Genomic DNA, 18170 nt, shown 5'->3' on the forward strand with positions numbered 1-18170 from the left:
ACTCTTTTAAGAATTAAACTTTAGAAATAGTTGTTTGATTTTCTTGGGGTAGTATAATGCTATCCAAGATAGCAAACATTTCTTTAGATTTAAGTTCAGTATCTTTAAATAGTGAAACTATCTCATCTGGGTTGATTGAATTACCATCTGCTATCATTTTCATAACACTTGCTATATTTTCATGAACACCCATATGAGGTTTAGCTAGAGATTCAAAGTTATTATTAGACCCGAAACTTTCCTTTCCATCTTTGACATACCATTTACCCAATCTACAACTATTATGATCTTCAGTAAGAGCACTTGCTTTACCTTCAAAGGCAGCTGAGTAAGTATTGTTTTTCAACACCATATGATCAAGTTTAACCGTATTTACAAACAGTTCATGACCTATTACAGTATTATTTTCAGTGATTTTTCCTGAGTTGATTATTAATTCACCAAGAGTATCTTTAAAAAGGTCTAGTTTAGTTTGTGATGAGTGAGTATGTCCTTCTATAAGTTCACTGTTTTCTGCCATACTCATAGAGTTTTGCTTAAGAACACTGATATTTACTTCTATTTCACTAGTAGCTTTTTGTGTACGTTCTGCTAGTTTTCGAACTTCATCAGCAACAACTGCAAACCCACGACCATGCTCTCCTGCACGAGCTGCTTCAATAGCTGCGTTAAGCGCAAGAAGATTAGTCTGATCTGAGATATCTTTAATAAGAGAGATAACATTAAAGATCTCTTCAACATTTGAGTTTAACTGTTCAGAAGAACTTCTTGAATCACTTATCATATCAGTAATATTAGATATAGTACTTATAATCTCATCTGTAGAAACTGTAACTTTAGAGATAACTTCTTCTGTCTCTTTGTTTAGAATATTTGCTTCATTTACATTTTCAACATTTTTCTTCATACTATCGCTAAGATTATTTGCGTTATCAATAGCTCCACGAATCATCTCATCTGAAAGTGCTAAGTTTAGTCTGTTTTTATCCATACTCATCTGAACTGCTTTTTCAGACTCTACTGCTCTAAGTGCTTCTTCTTTTGCTTCATTAGAGAGTACTTGAACCTTATCAAGAAACTTATTGAAGCTGATACTTGCATGTCCTAATTCATCACATGATTTTACAGGAAGTCTTTTAGAGAGGTCTGCATCACCTTGAGCTAATTCTTTTGCAACTTCATCAAGATTTAGTATAGGGTTAACCACAGCTATTTTTATAACTATAACTAAAAATACCAAGATGAATAGATCGATAAGAGCCATTACATATACTTGCCTCATTAGAGAGTCTTCTGATTGAGATATAACACTCTCAACATTTACTACTTTATTACCAACAACTGCATAGCCCACTACTCTATCAGAGAAGTCTTTTATAGGTTCAGAGACTACATAATAATCACCAGCTAATTGAAATGAAGTGGTATTAGAGATATCTATATTTTTAAGGTCTTTAATAAAACCTTGATTTACAACTTTCTCTTTTACTGCTAAAGTATAGTTTCCTATTTTAAGAGCAGACTTAAGTGCAGTAGCGGTAGACAGGTAGTCATTTTTCATAACGATAGCTATTTCATAACCACTAATCTTTCTTGCAGATTCAACTATAGAGTTAAGTCCCTGCATAAACTCAACTGAACCTATATAGTTACCTTCATCAAATATTGGAGCTAAACCACGAAGAACTAAACCTGCACGACCAAGTTCTATAGCAACGATTGGTTTTTTATTGTTTTTTACACTTACAATTGTCTTTCTAAATGAGCTTAGATCATCACCAAATTTCTTTGGTTTCCAAGCTCTTAAGAAGCTATGTACCTTTGAATCATGAATATGTATCTTAATGTTTTTATAGTTTGTAAAACTTTTAAACTGTTCAGATATTGTACCTAGTCCATCAACAGCTATACTTCTGTCATTCTGTTTTAGAGCACGAATAACATCATAGTTCTTTGCAATATTAATTGCATTAGTTAGACCTATGCTCTCTTTAGACTTGATAGACTCTTGATATAATGAACGCAGTGATTTCTCTTGTATTTTATGTACATTCTCTTTCATCTCATCAATTGAGTAGAAGTAGTTCACTATTATTATAATGAACCCAAATATGATAGAGGCGATTAGGGGAATGTGAATTTTTTTACTGATAGAGAGCTTATTCATTTCTTCTTTCCTTTTATTCTTTTAGCAGAACCATTTTAAGGGACTATATAAATCCATCCTTCTTTAACTCGTTCAATCATTTCAACTATTCCGGCTGTAACGATTACAGTGTCTTCGATAAGCTCTCCTTTTTTTATATTTTTTGTCTTCATTGTATTTCCACAGACTACAAACTCTACATCAAGAAGCATCAAGGCTCTCACTCTTAGAGCTATGTCTTTATGAATTTTTTGCAAAGCTTTAATACCATGATAATAAGCAACTATCTTCATTTCTACATTTTCAGGTCCATATAACTTTAATACATTGTTTGCACTACTTAGTACATGATTTATCTCTTCATCATCATCACTTTTTATAGAAAAAATTATCTGTCTTTGATTATCTATTGCAGGCATTGGTTGGGCAAATTCCGTATCTCCAAATGAAAACATACAAATACTTAGTAAAATAAGCGTAAACTTTTTCATTTTATTTTCTCCGTTAAATCTTTAAAATCTTGTTTATTCCATGAACCAGGAATAGTTTTTATAACTTTCAAGTCTGAATCTAATATAAAAAAAGTGGGAGTAAAGTTGACTTTTAACCCTAAAGGAAGCTTCTCATCACTTATATTTACTTTAGCCATAATAAATTTGTCGTCTAAATATTTCAACATTTCTGGGTCTGAAAAAAAGTTTTTCTCCATATCTTCACAATAGTGACAACCAGTTCTTACAACACCTAGCAATATAGTTTTCTTAGTTTGCTTTTGTAATGATACCGCTTCTTTATATGAGTGCATTTGGGCACCCCATAATGACACTAAACCTAAGACTAATATTAATGTTATTTTATTCATTTTCCCACTCCAACATTCTGTATGCTATTTCAACATTTTGTCTATGCATAGAGTCATAAAAATTTATATCTTTAAACTTTTCCATCTTAACCATGTTTACAACATCACCTATTTCTTCACCATCTTCTAAAAATGTAGCTACTCTCTGTCTTAATGTTTTTATGTAATTATATGTCATATCAATTGAACTTCTATTAACTAGCTCTCCATGTCCACCTACGATAAAGTCAACATCCATTAAACGCACTTCATCGAGTACTTCTATCCAGCCTTTTAGTTTTCCATCTCTTATAGATGGTATCCTATCGTTAAAAACCAAGTCCCCGACAAAAACTATTTTTTGACTAGGTATGTAAATTAAAAGATCACTATCTGTATGGGCTTTTTTATTTACACTAATTAAATTAACTTTTTTTCCATTTATATTTAATACCTTCTTTTCTTCTACAAATATAGTAGGAAAGACTTGCGTTGTTTTAGTAAATGCATCTGGACTTACTCTTTCTTGCATTCTAGTCATCTCAACTTTTGACTTATATTTAAACGCACTTGAACCTATTATTTTTACACCGATTGAATTATAGTAAGAGTTACCAAGCCAGTGGTCATCATGATTGTGAGTGTTTACTACATAAGAGATTGGAAGATTATTAATCTCTTTCATTTTTGCGTATGTTTGTTTTGCATAAAGATATGTAGGACCGCTATCTATCACAAGATAGCTTGTCCCCATATTAACAAAACAGGAGTTAACCATATTACCATTGTTATGCTCGTCCATCACCTCTGGTAAGCCAAAAAAGCAGTGTGTTTTAGCACTTATTTTTACCGGCTTAAGAGTATATTCAAAAGATAGGAGGGAATTTGTAAATATTAAAAACATTAGAAGTGATTTCAAAGCATAACCTTTTTTTAGTAATTTAGTCTAGAATTTAAACTGGTACTGAGCGATAAATGCATTGTCGTTATATCCGCCTAAACCATTCCACTTAGTAGTATCTCCGCCAGCTACAATATAGTTAAGTACAACTTTATGCTGATTTCTAGCTCTTTTTGCTTTACGAGAAAAATCTTCATAAGGCATTGACATAAAAATGTTTAAACCTAAATAAGTATTTGACAAAGTTGTATCAGGAGTACCAGTTGCCCATGTTGCATTACCTTGCATGTGTTTAGCAACAACTTCTAAAGAAGGAGTTACAAAGTAACCAGCAGTAGCAGTAAATACTTGCTCATCTCTATCTTTAGTACCTTTAATATTTTTTGCATCAAAAAATTCTGCCTTTAAACTTAACTTACCTAGATTAGAATCAACACCTATATTGATGTTTTTATAGTCTTCTCCACCCGTAGTTCCACTTGGACCTTTAGCATTTTCAGATAAAGCATAAGACGCTTCAATATGCAGTTTTTCAGTGTAATCAAACATACCACGAACAGCATAAGAGTTTCCACCATTTTTAGAGCTAGATGCAGATGCACTTCTACTTGCTTGATTAGCAATCATAACATCATAACCAAAGCCTTTCCATGGACGCTCATGCCCCATTTCAAAACCGTTTACCTTGCCATTATTACCAAGACCGATATCACGACCAGATATCATTAGACCAGTATTTCTCTCTAAAACAAGTTTTTTATCAAAACCACGCTCTGCAATATCAAGATTCCATCCAGGCATAGTAAAACTCATACCATTTGGCATCTTAATAAGACCAGCTTTAACTACAAATGCAGGATCAACAACATAAGAGATAAAAGCATCTTTAACCATACTTGGCATTGCTGCACCATCACCAGTTTTTTTATTATCATCATGATTCTGATTAAAATCTAAGAAAACCTTACCACGAACATTTCCAGCTACATATTTCCAACCAAGACGAATACGCTGAGCACCGAATGCAACTTTAGAATCCTCATTATCAGCGATTACACCACTACCACCACGAGCCTCAAGTTGAGCAAAACCAAAAACTGTAAGTTTAGTATCCACACCACCAACTTTTTTCTTCATTGTATAGCCAGCATTTGCTGATGTACTAACTAGTAAAATTGCAGCTACTCCAGCAGCCAATTTAATCATTGTATTTTTTTTCATTATTTATCCTTATTTATTAATTTCTAGTATGCTATTATAAAGCGTTTTACTTTGTTAGTATAACATATTAAAATTTAGATGGTTGTTATAACTACCATCTACCTGTTCTAACAACTTCTAGAACCTTTTGTAGGACAACCACAATCAAAGTCAACTAAAGTTACATTACCTGCATTACTTACATCAACTATTTTTTGTTTCTTTATATAATCACGAGTTACATCATAAACTGCCCTAATCTTATCTTCTTGAAGATTTTCACCAGCATTTTGCAAGTTACCGCCCCAAGATGACACTTTGTATGTTTTATTCAAGTCTATAGGTTTACCTCCAATCATTAGTTTAGAAATGCGTTTACCTGCGGCAGCAGCAACTGCGATAGAATAAGTAGCTCCACCCAAACGACTCATATCCCCACCTTGTTGATAAAGAGGATTTGCATTAAACACATTATCTGCAATATCTTCTAGTAGCGTTGCGATTTTAGAACCTTTTAACTCAAATGTATATACATTTGGATATGTAATGCCACACATCTCATATACATTATCCATCAAGATATCATCACCAGCTAAAACTGTAGTACCCCATCTATAACCAGGAGTAAAAGATATATCACACTTCATTTCATCCATGATAGCATCGTTAATCAGCTGATCAAAAGTTGAAAAGAAAGTATCTCTTTTATATAAAGTATTTTTAGTCTTACCTAATACTTCATTGAACTCTTTTGCAAACGGAGCATAAAGTTCATCTACCAGTTTCACACCTTCAGGATCTGCCGGAATCATATTAGATGCCATAGGAACAAGTTTATATTCATAATCAAGCACTTTACCATCTTTGGCATCTATATCTAAGCGACCAATATATTTACCGTGACTACCTGCAATAACAATAACTGTACCGTTGATTGTAATAGGTTTAGGTGAAGGATCATGTGTATGTCCACTTAAAATAAAGTCAATACCGTGAACCATACGAGCAACTTCTTGATCAACACTAAATCCATCGTGAGAAAGAACAACAACACAATCAACTTTATGCTCATTTCTTAACTCATTTACATATTCTTGAAGTGTTTCAGGTCTAATACCAAAACTCCAACCCTCTGTAAACTCTTTAGGATTTGCAGTTGAAGTAAAAGGAAAAGACTGACCGATAATACCAATCTTAGCCCCACCTTTTTCTTCAATCGTATACGGTTCAAAAATAAGTTCTTCATACTCATCAGCAAATGGATCATTACCAATAATATTTTGAGAAATAAACTTAGCATCTAGCATCTTAATAAGTTCCTTAACTCTCTCTTTACCATAAGTAAACTCCCAATGTCCAACCATTACATCAACACCAAGGTAATTTTGTGCTTTAACTATAGCCTCACCTCTAGTTTTTAGTGCAACACCTGTACCCTGCCAAGTATCTCCTGAGTCTAAGAACAATACATTATCATTGCCACGCTCAGTTCTCACATGATCAAGATATGTCTTCATATGAGCTATACCACCCATTTTTCCAAACTTTTTAGCCAATATTTCAAAGTCAATATGTGTATCAAAATACGCATCTAAACTTGATGGCTCTAAACCGTAATGTTTTGCGAATGCTTCCCCACATAAAAATCCAGGTGTTCCAACTAAGTTAGGAGCCGAGATTAAAGTAGAAGGCTCTCTCCAATATAGTGGCTTAATATGTGCATGAATATCACACATATGAAGTAGTGTGAAATTACCCATTGATTTAAACTCATAAATATCTTTTAAACCTACACTTGCTGGTGTTTTAGAACTAGCCATACCACCAGTAGCAGCACCTAATCCTAAAATAGCAGCGATGTGCATAAAATCTCTTCTTGAAATATCCATTATATAAACCTTATCTTTTAAGACCAGGGATAGCTATCTCTGTTCCCTCAGCCCTTTTAGTTAAATAAACTTCAAGAGCAACCATTTCCGGTGAACCTATCGGTATAACTTTTAATAGTGCATTTTTCATACATCCCTGAAAACGGCGTTGTAAAGTTCTAAGGGATGATTTAGTCATTCTATATGCTGGCCAAGTTGCAGCTACTGAAACACCTTTATTACTTAAATCTGGTAGGGGTTGAGTTCTTAAAACTGAACCAATTACATCAGGAGAATGACAGCTCATGCAAGATAAACCTCTACCACCTCGTTTTTGATTAAATGTTTTATCACCCAAAGCATAAGCTGCTTTCATATGCTTATTTGCATCTATATCAATTTGACTTTTTTCACCATTTGCTATTGATTTAGCATAAGCACTCATATCAAACATATCTGAGCTTTTAAGTTTAAATGGTTTATGTCCTTTTACACTCATTAAAGCCTGTAGTACTTGATCTATACCAACTACCATTTTAAAATCTGCCAAATAACGCGGAAAACCTGCCAAATAACGTGGCAAGTCATCTTCACTTACTTCCAAAAAAGATGCTAAACCAGCATCTCCACCACAAAATTCTTCAAGTAACTCATTGCCACTTTCTATCATAATATCAGCTGGATTATTTTCTAGCATCTCAGTATACATTGCACGGTCAGAATCACTCATTGCAAACTGTTCACCGCCAAAAGACAACGAAGAGAGAAGTGCAATAGATAGTGCTATTTTAATTCCTGTTTTCATTGATTATCCTTTTGGTTTAATCTTTTTGCTTTTTTCATTTACTTCGCCAGTATTGTCAGTATATGTAACAGTAAGCTTACCTTTACCATTTATTCTCATATATGTAGTAAATACTGGGTTAGTAGACAGTGACTCCCATACATTCATCGTTATAATAACTTTGCCGTTATAGCTAAATTTTACATTATTGATATATTTTGCTGGAATAATCTGTTTAGTTTTTTTATCTTTACGCAATCCAGTTTCCATTGGATGCATAACCATAAAACTTACCTTTACAATTTCACCATTTTTGAATTTTTTTGGCTTAATTTTAATCAGTGATTTTCTTTTTCCCATTTTATTTTCCTTAATTTTTATATTTTTAGATTATGTTAAATGGTCGAAAATCAACCACAACCACCGATAGTAACTTTTACACTTTGACTAGCAGTAATAAATGATCCATCACTAAGTTCAACTACAGTTACAATTTCTTGAGTTCCACCAAGTTTAATACGAGTTGAGAACATTGCTCTTCCATTTGCAGGAGTCAAATGAACATCTATACAACGAGTATTGGCATTTTTTGTAGCAAAAATATGAATTGCTTTTACATAGTCGGCATCCGTCATCGGAGACTCAACTTCAACAGTAACTGGAACAACAGCACCATTTTCAGCAATTTCTGGAACTTTTAATTTAATCTTTGAAGATACTACAGGTGTTTTCCCACCAGTTACGGCATTTACAGCATCTTTAAATGAAAGATCATTAGGACCTAATGGTTTTTTTTCATTAGCTGCAAAACCAATTGTTGGAGCAACAGCAGCAACAACAGCAACAGCACCTAATTTTTTGAAAAAATCTCTTCTTTGCATAATATATATTCCTTTATTTTGGAGATACTATATATGAGGTAATCTCACATATCTCTTTAGTTGTGAATAACTTAGTTGTTAAGTTAACAGTCATGTGTGTGTCTTTGTTATCTATGCGAGGATCAGCAATCTTTTGAAATACAAACTGATTATCTCTAACACCAGTTGCCATAAATATATCATTATAAGCTGTTAAGTCTGGACCGATACTTCCAGCACCGCGAGCACCTTCTATATTATGGCATGCGACACAGTTTCCATATTGTTTATTTGGAATTTTGTCACCAGGCTTATAAGTCTTACCCTGTTTCATTTGCTTTTTAGCAAGACCTTCTGGTAGTTTGCCTTTTACTTTTCCACCATTAAGGTTATGGAATATAAAAGCACCTCTTGCGATAGCTTTAGGATTTGTTGTAATACAGCCAGCTGGCATTGTAAAAATCTTAGCTGGCGCCAACAGATCTTTTTTAATCATCTCACTTGCACTTGGATTCTCCACCACACTGCTATAATCAACAGCGAAAAGAGAAGCACTTAAAAGTAGTGACATCATCACAGTTTTTTTCATTTTTATTCCTCCTATTCTTATTTCAGAAGCAAGTGTAACTCTAAAGTGTAAAATTAATGTAAAATTAATGTAAAATTATATGTTTTTAGAGGAGATTATTGGAAAAATGTAGAGAAATTCACTTCCTATCTTTGGAGTAGAGTCTATTTTAAGCTCTATTTTAGCTTTGCTTATAATAGATTTAACTATATTTAATCCTATACCAAAACCACCTTTGCTAGTATCTTCTCTATAATAACGGCTAAATATTTTTTCAACATTATCTATACCTACACCATAATCCTTAAAGCTTAAATGGCATTTTTTATCTTTCATATATAAACTTATATCTATTTCAGAGTTTTCATATGAGTACTTAATTGCATTTGATATAGTATTGTCAATTACACGCTGAAGCTGCTTTGTATTCATCTCTATATTATCGCAATTTTTAATATTTGAATTAATAATTATATTTTTCATTAAAGCAACTTCGTTAAAGTAGTCTATTCTATCTTTTAAAAAGATAGCCATATTTATACTCTCTTTTTCATACTTCAGCCTGTCATGCTTAATTAGATAATCCATATCATTATATATATTTGAGAGTACTTTTGTAGCAGCTTTCATTCTCTGCATATATTTATTGGGGGAATTTTTTCTATTATAAAGGTCAATATTAACACTAATAATAGAAAGAGGAGTATTTATCTCATGCACAGAATCTTTTATAAAATTATCCAATCTCTTATTCAATTTTTTAAATGGCTTAGCAAAACTTTTTAAAAAGAAGAGACTCAATATAAAAACTAAAATTACTACACTAAATAAAATTAACATAAGTTTCTCATAAACAACGGCAAAAGAGACTTGGTTTTTTATAATAAGATACTTGGCACCAAAGTATCTCCCCTTTGGAAGTTTAACAATCAGATATGCATCATTGCCGTCTAGATGGTAACCATCTTTAAAGTACTTTATTTTATAGTTTATCAAGGAGTATATAGGCTGAAAACCCTCATCATACAGACCTGATTCAAATGTTTTAAACCTTGGATATTCAAAATATTCTTTATTTTGATTATATTCATGCATTGCTTTTACAACTAAAATAGATTTTTCCTTGAGAAGCAACTTATTTTGAATTGAGTAGATATTTTTCATATATATAAAATAAAAAAACATTGGAGCTAAAAGTATCACAGAAACAAATGATGTATATATTAAAGCATACTTTGTGGAATATTGACTATCTTTCAATTATATATCCTAAACCTCTTCTGTTTTGGATTAAATCATCTGGAAGTTTTTTGCGTAGATTATTTAACTGAACTCTGACTGTAGCTGGTTCTACATACTCTCCCCATACTTCATCTTGAAACATTTGAGTAGAAACTACAGAGTTTTTATGTTTTATGAGAACTTCAAGCATATCCTGTTCTGTTTTTCTCAGGATTATTTCTTTTTCATTTAGTGTTAATTTACTTTTTTTTATATCATAAACAATGTCATAACCAATATCTATAAGAAAACAATCATCTTTAAAAAAGCTTGCCAAGGCATGGTCTATTCTTAACTCAAGTTCCTCCAAATCAAAAGGCTTACGTATGTAGTCACAACAACCTCTTCTATAACCCTCTTTTAAATCATCCACATCTATCATTGATGTTAAAAAAATTGCAGGTATATTTTTATCATCAAGTCGTAATTTTTTTAAGAGTTCAAAGCCACTAAGTGAAGGAACATTTACATCCAAGAGTAAAATGTCGTAGCTTTTGTCATATATAGCTTCATAAGCTTCCATTCCATCCATAAAACCGTCAACTTCATAACCTATATCTGTTAAAAACTCTTCTATACTAATCCGTAATGAATACTCATCTTCTAATAATAAAATTTTCATTTGATTTTTCCATTTATCTTTTTAACTACTTTTCTTTCCAACATCATTTGAATAAGTTCATCTTTTGAATACTTGTCAAACTTTTCATACGCCTCGTCAAAAAAAATTTGCCTATCTTCTTTATCTATTACATTTTGTAAATAAACCATAGCACTAGCAGAGTAGTTATCGTATATATTTTGCGCATACTTCTCTTCCTTTAGTACATCATAGAGACTACTTCTTGTTACATTAATCAAAAATGATATATCGTCTTCAGGATTTCTAAAATATTCCAAATATCGTTCAGGCAAAACAAATACAAATGCACCGATTGATTTAAAATTACCATCATACATAGTTTTATAAAAGAGATATTTATTATCTAAATATACCACTTGACTCAGCTTAAGCTCTTTAAAGTCAATACTATTTAGTGTCTGAATATGACTGTAATTATAATTTCTATTAGAGACTATGTAGTTGGCTATTGTTAAATTTTCTCTCATCAATACTGCACTGTCACTATACTTAACATCAAGAAGTACATAAATATCAACTCCCATAGAAGCGAAAAAGTCTGTAATCGATTTAAAAAATGAAATAACTTCTATAAATCCTAAAAAAACACCATTATTGTATATTGGAACTGTTGATTTAAGTCCGAGTCTTCGCCCTATTTCAATTGAAGTACGAGGTGTTTTATGAGTATTAAAATATTTAAGATCATCCCTATAATCTCCTATTGGAACTCCTGCATATATATCATCCCAGCTTCTTGCAAAAATATTGAGTTCTTTTGTAATAATCTGTGCTCTTATTAAAATATCTGTATTATTTTTGATTGTACTTGTTATGTCAAATAGTATCTCATGTCCTAAATCTTCATCATCATTTTCTAAAGCATCTACAATTCCTTTGTTTTTAGAAAGAACCAACGCTATTTCCAAGTCATCCATGCGGTGAGATTTCAACTCGGAATCAAAGGTCAAGGTAACTTGATCCATAATGTCATTTATCTTTTGCTTTTTTATCTCATTTTTATAATAAACCACACCAATAAAGATAAAAATAACAATTGTAATAAATATAATAAATATTTTTTTAAACATTTTACATAAGCACTTTAAAATTAATATAAAATAATTATATCCAATAAAATAGCATTTTACATATAAAAAAAATATTATTTACTAAAGTTTGTATTTACGATGCCAATAATACACTTACTCCATCAAACTCAAAGCTAGTAACGGAGTAGGTGTAATTATGATTTAAAGTAAAAAAATGCTATAACTTTTGCAGTCTGGTATCTGCATTTAAAACTTAAATTACAAGAATTATGCTTAATACTAACTTTAAAATATTTTGCACTTAAGTTATTAGTGATACAATCATACAAAAATAATATAAAAGATTAATATGAAAAAAGTTAAAACCATTCACTTAAAAGACTACAAAAAATCTGAGTTTGACATACAAGAGACCCAACTACTTTTTGAACTTTTTCAAGAGCATACTATTGTTACAAATACAATCAAAATCATAAAGCTAGATGCTAATACTAAAGATATAAAACTAGATAGTATCGACTTGGAACTTTTAGATATTTGGTTAAATGATTTAAAATTAAATAATAGTAGGTATATTATAGACAAAGAGAATTTAACTATTTTAAATGTTCCTTCAGAGTTTAGCTTAAAAATTATCAATAAAATTTATCCACATAAAAATACAGAACTTGAAGGACTATACAAATCTGGTTCTATTTTTTGTACTCAAAATGAACCTGAAGGTTTTAGAAAAATAACACCTTTTCTAGATCGGCCGGATGTTATGAGCATCTATACTACTACTATCATTGCAGATCAAGATAAGTACCCTACTCTTTTAAGTAATGGAAACAAAAAAAACTGTCAAGATTTTTTAAATGGCAGACATGGAACTACTTGGCATGACCCTCATCCAAAACCATCTTATCTTTTTGCTCTTGTTGCTGGGGACTTGGGTGTTGTTAAGGATGAATTTACCACAGCATCTGGGGAGTATGTAGAGCTAAATATATACTGCGATAAAGGAAACGAATCTCAATGTTTACACGCAATGAAGTCTTTAAAAGAAGCTATGGTTTGGGATGAACAGATGTATGGACGGGAGTATGATTTAGAGATTTATAACATAGTCGCCGTAGATAGTTTTAACATGGGTGCGATGGAGAACAAAGGCTTAAATATCTTCAATTCACACTATGTTTTAGCAGATGAAACAAAAGCAACAGATGCAGATTTCATGGGAATTCAAAGTGTTATAGCCCATGAATATTTTCACAACTGGACAGGAAATCGTATAACTTGTCGTGATTGGTTTCAACTTACTCTAAAAGAAGGGCTTACTGTTTTTCGTGACCAATGTTTCTCAGCAGACTTGAATTCTTGTGCAGTTGGACGAATCGAAGATGTAAAGTCACTAAGAGAAAGACAGTTTGTAGAAGATGCTTCTCCTACAACTCATCCAATCCAGCCAAAATCATATATATCTATGAACAACTTTTATACTGCAACTGTTTATGAAAAAGGGGCTGAAGTCATCAGAATGATTCATACTCTTTTGGGTGAAAAAAAATACAGAGATGCCACAGACTTATATTTTAAAACATTTGACGCTCAAGCAGTGACAATAAATGATTTTTTATGGGCGATGAGTACAGCTAGTGGTGTAAATTTAAAAGCATTCGAGCTTTGGTATCACCAATCAGGAACACCAAAACTTCAAGTATCTGACAAGTTTGTAAATGGCATCTATACATTAAGTTTAACTCAAATTATTCCTCAAAGTGTAGATGCTAAAGAGCAAAAGCCTTACTATTACCCACTAAAAATTGGACTTATTGGTTTAGATGGTAATGAAATTTTAGAAAAAATTCTAATTGTTTCAAAAGAAAAAGAAGATTTTATATTTGATGGATTGGCATCTAAGCCTTATATATCTATAAATCGTGATTTTTCAGCGCCAATAATAATAGAACAAAACATCAAAGAGTATTCCTTTTTAATGAAACACGACATAAACAGCTTTGTAAAATACGAATCAACACAGTCTTTTGGCATAGATACAATTGAACAGCTTGTCTCTACTGGTGTTATTGATAAAGAGTATTTAGTCGCTTTTTCTTATCTACTTGATTTAGACATTGAGCAATCATATAAAGCTTTACTTTTGGAATTGCCATCTATTTCAACATTAATGCAAAGACAAAAAGAGGTTGATTTTGAACCTTTATATCTTGCTAAAGATAGATTACTTCAGGAGTTAGCTTCTACATATAAAGCAAAGCTTTTAGAAATTTATCAACTAAATCATAATCCAAAAAATAAAGATTTAGATTCCATTAATATAGGTAAAAGAGCTATAAAAAACAGAGTTTTAACTATCTTATCTGCTTTAAAAAGTGAAGAAATAATCCTGTTAGCAAAAGAGCAATATTATAATTCTTTAACTATGACAGATAAAATAAATGCTTTTACAATTCTTGAAGACATCTCCCCAGAAGAATCAAAAATGGCACAAAAGAATTTCTATGATATATATAAAGATGATACTTTGGTTATGAACAAATACTTTGCTATTTTGTCGTCATCTACAAGAGATGGTGTTTTAAATCGCGTTATTGATTTACAAAAAGATAAAGCTTATGATAAAAAAATGCCAAACAATGTTCGCTCTTTAATAGGTACATTTACAAAAAACTACAAATATTTTCACTCTAAAAATGCAGAAGGATATAAGTTTATAGCAGATAAAATAATTGAGATAGATAAAATCAACCCTCAAATGGCTTCAGGACTATGTTCTTCTTTTAGAATTTATAGCAGATTAAATAAATTGAATAAAAATGTGATGAGAATAGAGCTAGAGCGTATCATTTCTACACAGCCTCTTTCAAATAACTCTTATGAAATTATTAGTAAAATCTTAAATAAGGGCACTTGAATATCCCCTATCAAAGAGACACTTATTTAGTCAGTTAACAAAATATTGTTTTTAATTGTCTTGTATATAATGCCCCTAAAAATCAAGACAACTTTCCTAAAGATTTAATTTCATAAGCAACTGTTACCTTACCCTACATTTTTTAGATATTCAAGATAAACATTCATCGGTTTTCTATAATCTAAACTTGAGTGAAATCTCTTAAAGTTGTATTTATAGATATAAGCTTTAACTCCTTCTTTTAAATTTCTAATAGTTTGATAATCATTTATGTAAATATTACCATGTTTAAGGGTTCTAAAAAATCTCTCAATTACTATATTGTGAATACTTCTAGCTTTCCCATTCATTGATATTTGAATATTATATCTTTTAAGTATCTGAGTATGCTCATTGCTTGTATATTGACTTCCTTGATCACTATTAAATATCTTAGGCTTAGGATACTTTGCAAGTGCCTTTTCTAGCACATCGGTTGCAAGTGTTGCATCCATAGAATTAGTACCACAAGGGCATGATAATATTTTATAGGAGAGTATAGCTTTAGAATGCCAGTCTATAACTGCTGCCAGATACATAAAACCTCCGTTAATACGAATATAGGTAATGTCACCACTCCATACTTCGTTTGGAGTAGGCACATAGACAGTATTTTTCTTACCAACTCTAGTCCAATACTTCTTGAGGAGGTACTCATATATTTTATGTTCTTTATTTTTAATACTTGTTAGTTTCTTTTTAGTTGGGTATATTGCTTGTATGCCAAGTATTGCCATATATTTCAAGACTCTATTTCTGCCAATGGCATAGCCATCTTCTTTGAGTTGCTCGTAGATAAACCTATAACCATACTCTGAGTTCTCTGTAGCTATCTCATCAATTTTATGAAGTAGTTTGATGTTTTTTTGACTCATTGGTACTGGTTGATAGTAATAGTGGCTTCTACTAATACCAAATATCTCACATTGCTCTGAAATTGATAATTTTTTATGCTTGGACTCGATCAAAGCTTTTTTATTACATAAGTCCAAGCTCTTTAGCTTTTTTTCAACGAAACCTGCTCTTACAGTTGCTTTTCCTAGTGCCTTAGCTAAGCCATCATTCTCAGTTTTTAACTCTTCTATTTCATCTCTATAAGCTTTCGTCGCTCCACCCAAGTCAAATGCTAAAGATGCATTTTCTAAAAATTGAGTCTTCCATTTTCCTAATGATTGAGAAGTGATTTTATACTTAGTTGCTAACTGACTTATTGTCATATCTTCTTTTAACATTTCTAAGACTATTTTAGTCTTCTGTTTTGCCGTATAAGTTTGCCCTTGTTTTCTACTCATAATTTATCTCCATAATTCTTACTTATTTTAGCTTTTTTGAAAATAAATCCTACTGAATTGGTGTCTTAGATTTTAGGGGCATTATACTATGATGTACTTTTATTACACTACACACAGTCTTTGAACTGTATAGTGTTGCGAATACTCTTTAATAAACGCGTACTTTAGTTTGCTTTTTTAGAGGTGCCCATAATTAAAGCAATTGCCAAAAAACAAGGCTCATATAAAAAGTAACATTTTTATTTACATTAATTATAATTTTATTTACAATTAAAATGTGATAATTTTATGATACAATCATTAAATAAAACTATAAGGAGACAAATATGGCAAGATTAGTAATACTTGGTGCTGGGGTAGCAGGTCATACAGCAGCATCATTTGCTGCAAAATGGCTAGGAAATGGACATGAGGTAGTAGTAGTTACTCCAAATGCAAAATGGAATTGGATTCCTTCAAACATCTGGGTAGGTGTTGGAGAAATGACTAAAGAAGAAGTTACTTTCGACTTAGCACCTGTGTATGAAAAAGCAGGGGCAGTATATAAGCAAGCAAAAGCTGTTTCAATTAATCCTGAGGGTAGCGAAGCAATGGAGAAACCATTTGTTAGTATTGAATACACAGGACAAGATAAAGAAGGCTCAACTGAAGATGTAGAGTATGACTATCTTATAAATGCAACAGGACCTAAGCTCAATTTTGGTGCAACACCAGGACTTGGTGAAGGCACTACTTTAGGCGAGCATACTGTTTCTGTGTGTACTGCTGATCATGCTGTTCATGCATCTCATGAGTTAAATAATTGCATCCAAAAGATGAAATCTGGAGAGCGTCAAAAGTTCTTAATTGGTACAGGACACGGAATGTGTACTTGTCAAGGTGCTGCATTTGAGTATATTTTCAATATTGAACACAAACTTCAAGAGAAGGGCGTTAGAGATATGGCGGATATCACTTGGATTTCAAATGAATCTTTCTTAGGTGACTTTGGTATGGGTGGATTACACTTTAAGATGGGTGGCTTTGTTACTTCATCTAAAGTTTTTGCTGAGTCTCTTTATGCCGAGCGTGGTATGGACTGGATTATTGGTGCTCATGTAAATAAAGTTGAATCAGGCATGGTTACTTATGAGTCACTTGATGGAAGTATTGATACTCAAGAGTTTGACTTTGCTATGCTTATCCCACCATTTGCTGGTGTTGGCATGAAAGCTTATTCTAAAGATGGTAGTGATATTACAGATACAGTTTTTGCTCCAAATGGAATGATGAAAGTTGATGCTGACTACACCAAAACTTCTTATGCTGATTGGGAGCCAAAAGATTGGCCAAGAACTCTTCAATCTCCTGTATATAAAAACATTTTTGCAGCTGGAATTGCTTTTGCTCCACCACATCCGATTTCAAAACCTATGAAAACACCAAATGGAACTCCAATCACTCCAACTCCTCCAAGAACTGGTATGCCATCTGCTATGATGGGCAAAGCTGTTACTCAAAGTATTGTTGATATGATAAATGGAGCACCTGAACCTACTCATACATCATGCATGGCAGAGATGGGGGCAGCTTGTGTAGCATCTGCTGGTAAAGGTTTATTTAGCGGAACTGCGGCAGCAATGACTGTTTTTCCAATCGTTCCAAACTTTGAGAAATACCCTGGAACTGGTCGTGATATAAATGGTACAACAGGTGAAATTGGTCTTGCAGCACACTGGGTGAAGCATCTACTTCATCATGTGTTTATGTGGAAGGCTCAACTTAAACCAGGTTGGACTTTAATTCCAGAATAATTATAA

At 32.1% G+C, this 18170-nt stretch carries 16 protein-coding genes; 2 read left to right on the forward strand and 14 right to left on the reverse strand.

What is annotated here, in order from left to right; genetic code table 11:
• Positions 1 to 13: 13 nt before the first annotated feature.
• The 13 genes from MOV42_RS09935 to MOV42_RS09995 all read right to left on the reverse strand — a co-directional run bounded on the left by MOV42_RS09935 (position 14) and on the right by MOV42_RS09995 (position 12162).
• Positions 14 to 2167 carry a cache domain-containing protein gene (locus MOV42_RS09935; protein WP_416385438.1) on the reverse strand — a complete coding sequence of 718 codons (2154 nt, stop codon included), beginning with the start codon at positions 2165 to 2167 and terminating at the stop codon, positions 14 to 16.
• A gap of 35 nt (positions 2168 to 2202) precedes the next feature.
• The gene (locus tag MOV42_RS09940) at positions 2203 to 2637 is read right to left on the reverse strand and encodes a DsrE family protein (protein ID WP_324171027.1); all 435 of its coding nucleotides are present in this window, start codon (positions 2635 to 2637) and stop codon (positions 2203 to 2205) included.
• On the reverse strand, positions 2634 to 3008 hold the full coding sequence (locus tag MOV42_RS09945; protein ID WP_324171028.1) for a thioredoxin family protein: 375 nt from the start codon (positions 3006 to 3008) through the stop codon (positions 2634 to 2636). Before MOV42_RS09945 ends, MOV42_RS09940 begins: the two co-directional genes overlap by 4 nt.
• A complete protein-coding gene (locus tag MOV42_RS09950) occupies positions 3001 to 3906 on the reverse strand; it encodes an MBL fold metallo-hydrolase (RefSeq protein WP_324171029.1) in 906 nt (301 codons plus the stop codon). The genes MOV42_RS09945 and MOV42_RS09950 overlap by 8 nt, the downstream gene beginning before the upstream one ends.
• A gap of 27 nt (positions 3907 to 3933) precedes the next feature.
• Positions 3934 to 5109, reverse strand: coding sequence for a porin (locus MOV42_RS09955; RefSeq protein WP_324171030.1), 1176 nt, complete (start codon positions 5107 to 5109; stop codon positions 3934 to 3936).
• A 107-nt stretch (positions 5110 to 5216) separates the two neighbouring features.
• Positions 5217 to 6977, reverse strand: a complete 1761-nt coding sequence (gene soxB, locus MOV42_RS09960) for a thiosulfohydrolase SoxB (protein WP_324171031.1) — start codon at positions 6975 to 6977, stop codon at positions 5217 to 5219.
• Between the two features lie 10 nt (positions 6978 to 6987).
• Positions 6988 to 7761 carry a sulfur oxidation c-type cytochrome SoxA gene (gene soxA, locus MOV42_RS09965; RefSeq protein WP_324171032.1) on the reverse strand — a complete coding sequence of 258 codons (774 nt, stop codon included), beginning with the start codon at positions 7759 to 7761 and terminating at the stop codon, positions 6988 to 6990.
• Between the two features lie 3 nt (positions 7762 to 7764).
• A complete protein-coding gene (gene soxZ / locus MOV42_RS09970) occupies positions 7765 to 8100 on the reverse strand; it encodes a thiosulfate oxidation carrier complex protein SoxZ (protein WP_324171033.1) in 336 nt (111 codons plus the stop codon).
• Between the two features lie 50 nt (positions 8101 to 8150).
• On the reverse strand, positions 8151 to 8621 hold the full coding sequence (gene soxY, locus MOV42_RS09975) for a thiosulfate oxidation carrier protein SoxY (protein WP_324171034.1): 471 nt from the start codon (positions 8619 to 8621) through the stop codon (positions 8151 to 8153).
• 13 nt (positions 8622 to 8634) lie between these two features.
• Positions 8635 to 9189, reverse strand: a complete 555-nt coding sequence (gene soxX, locus MOV42_RS09980) for a sulfur oxidation c-type cytochrome SoxX (RefSeq protein WP_324171035.1) — start codon at positions 9187 to 9189, stop codon at positions 8635 to 8637.
• Positions 9190 to 9264: 75 nt separating this feature from the next.
• Positions 9265 to 10428: a HAMP domain-containing sensor histidine kinase gene (locus MOV42_RS09985; protein ID WP_324171036.1), complete on the reverse strand. Its 1164-nt coding sequence runs from the start codon at positions 10426 to 10428 to the stop codon at positions 9265 to 9267.
• Entirely contained in the window at positions 10418 to 11071 is a 654-nt protein-coding gene (locus MOV42_RS09990) for a response regulator transcription factor (RefSeq protein ID WP_324171037.1), read from the reverse strand. The genes MOV42_RS09985 and MOV42_RS09990 overlap by 11 nt, the downstream gene beginning before the upstream one ends.
• Positions 11068 to 12162 (reverse strand): cache domain-containing protein, encoded by a 1095-nt coding sequence (locus tag MOV42_RS09995; protein WP_324171038.1) that lies wholly within the window; start codon positions 12160 to 12162, stop codon positions 11068 to 11070. Before MOV42_RS09995 ends, MOV42_RS09990 begins: the two co-directional genes overlap by 4 nt.
• A 310-nt stretch (positions 12163 to 12472) precedes the next feature.
• Between MOV42_RS09995 and pepN the strand changes: the two genes are divergently transcribed.
• Complete coding sequence (gene pepN / locus MOV42_RS10000) at positions 12473 to 15040, forward strand: aminopeptidase N (RefSeq protein WP_324171039.1); 2568 nt, start codon at positions 12473 to 12475, stop codon at positions 15038 to 15040.
• Positions 15041 to 15168: 128 nt separating this feature from the next.
• Here the strand turns inward: pepN and MOV42_RS10005 are convergent, their stop codons facing one another.
• On the reverse strand, positions 15169 to 16371 hold the full coding sequence (locus tag MOV42_RS10005) for an IS3 family transposase (protein ID WP_324170767.1): 1203 nt from the start codon (positions 16369 to 16371) through the stop codon (positions 15169 to 15171).
• Between the two features lie 326 nt (positions 16372 to 16697).
• Between MOV42_RS10005 and MOV42_RS10010 the strand changes: the two genes are divergently transcribed.
• Positions 16698 to 18164 (forward strand): NAD(P)/FAD-dependent oxidoreductase, encoded by a 1467-nt coding sequence (locus tag MOV42_RS10010; RefSeq protein WP_324171040.1) that lies wholly within the window; start codon positions 16698 to 16700, stop codon positions 18162 to 18164.
• Positions 18165 to 18170 lie beyond the last annotated feature (6 nt).

The sequence above is a fragment of the Sulfurimonas sp. genome (assembly GCF_029027405.1).
In the GTDB taxonomy this organism is placed as follows: Bacteria; Campylobacterota; Campylobacteria; order Campylobacterales; family Sulfurimonadaceae; genus Sulfurimonas.

Excerpts from the sequence above, each read along its gene's own strand:
- MOV42_RS09945 (WP_324171028.1), bottom strand. The coding sequence starts at position 3,008 with ATGAATAAAATAACATTAATATTAGTCTTAGGTTTAGTGTCATTATGG.
- MOV42_RS09935 (WP_416385438.1), bottom strand. The coding sequence starts at position 2,167 with ATGAATAAGCTCTCTATCAGTAAAAAAATTCACATTCCCCTAATCGCC.
- soxY (WP_324171034.1), bottom strand. The coding sequence starts at position 8,621 with ATGCAAAGAAGAGATTTTTTCAAAAAATTAGGTGCTGTTGCTGTTGTT.
- MOV42_RS10010 (WP_324171040.1), top strand. The coding sequence starts at position 16,698 with ATGGCAAGATTAGTAATACTTGGTGCTGGGGTAGCAGGTCATACAGCA.
- soxZ (WP_324171033.1), bottom strand. The coding sequence starts at position 8,100 with ATGGGAAAAAGAAAATCACTGATTAAAATTAAGCCAAAAAAATTCAAA.
- pepN (WP_324171039.1), top strand. The coding sequence starts at position 12,473 with ATGAAAAAAGTTAAAACCATTCACTTAAAAGACTACAAAAAATCTGAG.
- MOV42_RS09955 (WP_324171030.1), bottom strand. The coding sequence starts at position 5,109 with ATGAAAAAAAATACAATGATTAAATTGGCTGCTGGAGTAGCTGCAATT.
- soxX (WP_324171035.1), bottom strand. The coding sequence starts at position 9,189 with ATGAAAAAAACTGTGATGATGTCACTACTTTTAAGTGCTTCTCTTTTC.
- soxA (WP_324171032.1), bottom strand. The coding sequence starts at position 7,761 with ATGAAAACAGGAATTAAAATAGCACTATCTATTGCACTTCTCTCTTCG.
- MOV42_RS09995 (WP_324171038.1), bottom strand. The coding sequence starts at position 12,162 with ATGTTTAAAAAAATATTTATTATATTTATTACAATTGTTATTTTTATC.
- MOV42_RS09940 (WP_324171027.1), bottom strand. The coding sequence starts at position 2,637 with ATGAAAAAGTTTACGCTTATTTTACTAAGTATTTGTATGTTTTCATTT.
- MOV42_RS09990 (WP_324171037.1), bottom strand. The coding sequence starts at position 11,071 with ATGAAAATTTTATTATTAGAAGATGAGTATTCATTACGGATTAGTATA.
- MOV42_RS10005 (WP_324170767.1), bottom strand. The coding sequence starts at position 16,371 with ATGAGTAGAAAACAAGGGCAAACTTATACGGCAAAACAGAAGACTAAA.
- soxB (WP_324171031.1), bottom strand. The coding sequence starts at position 6,977 with ATGGATATTTCAAGAAGAGATTTTATGCACATCGCTGCTATTTTAGGA.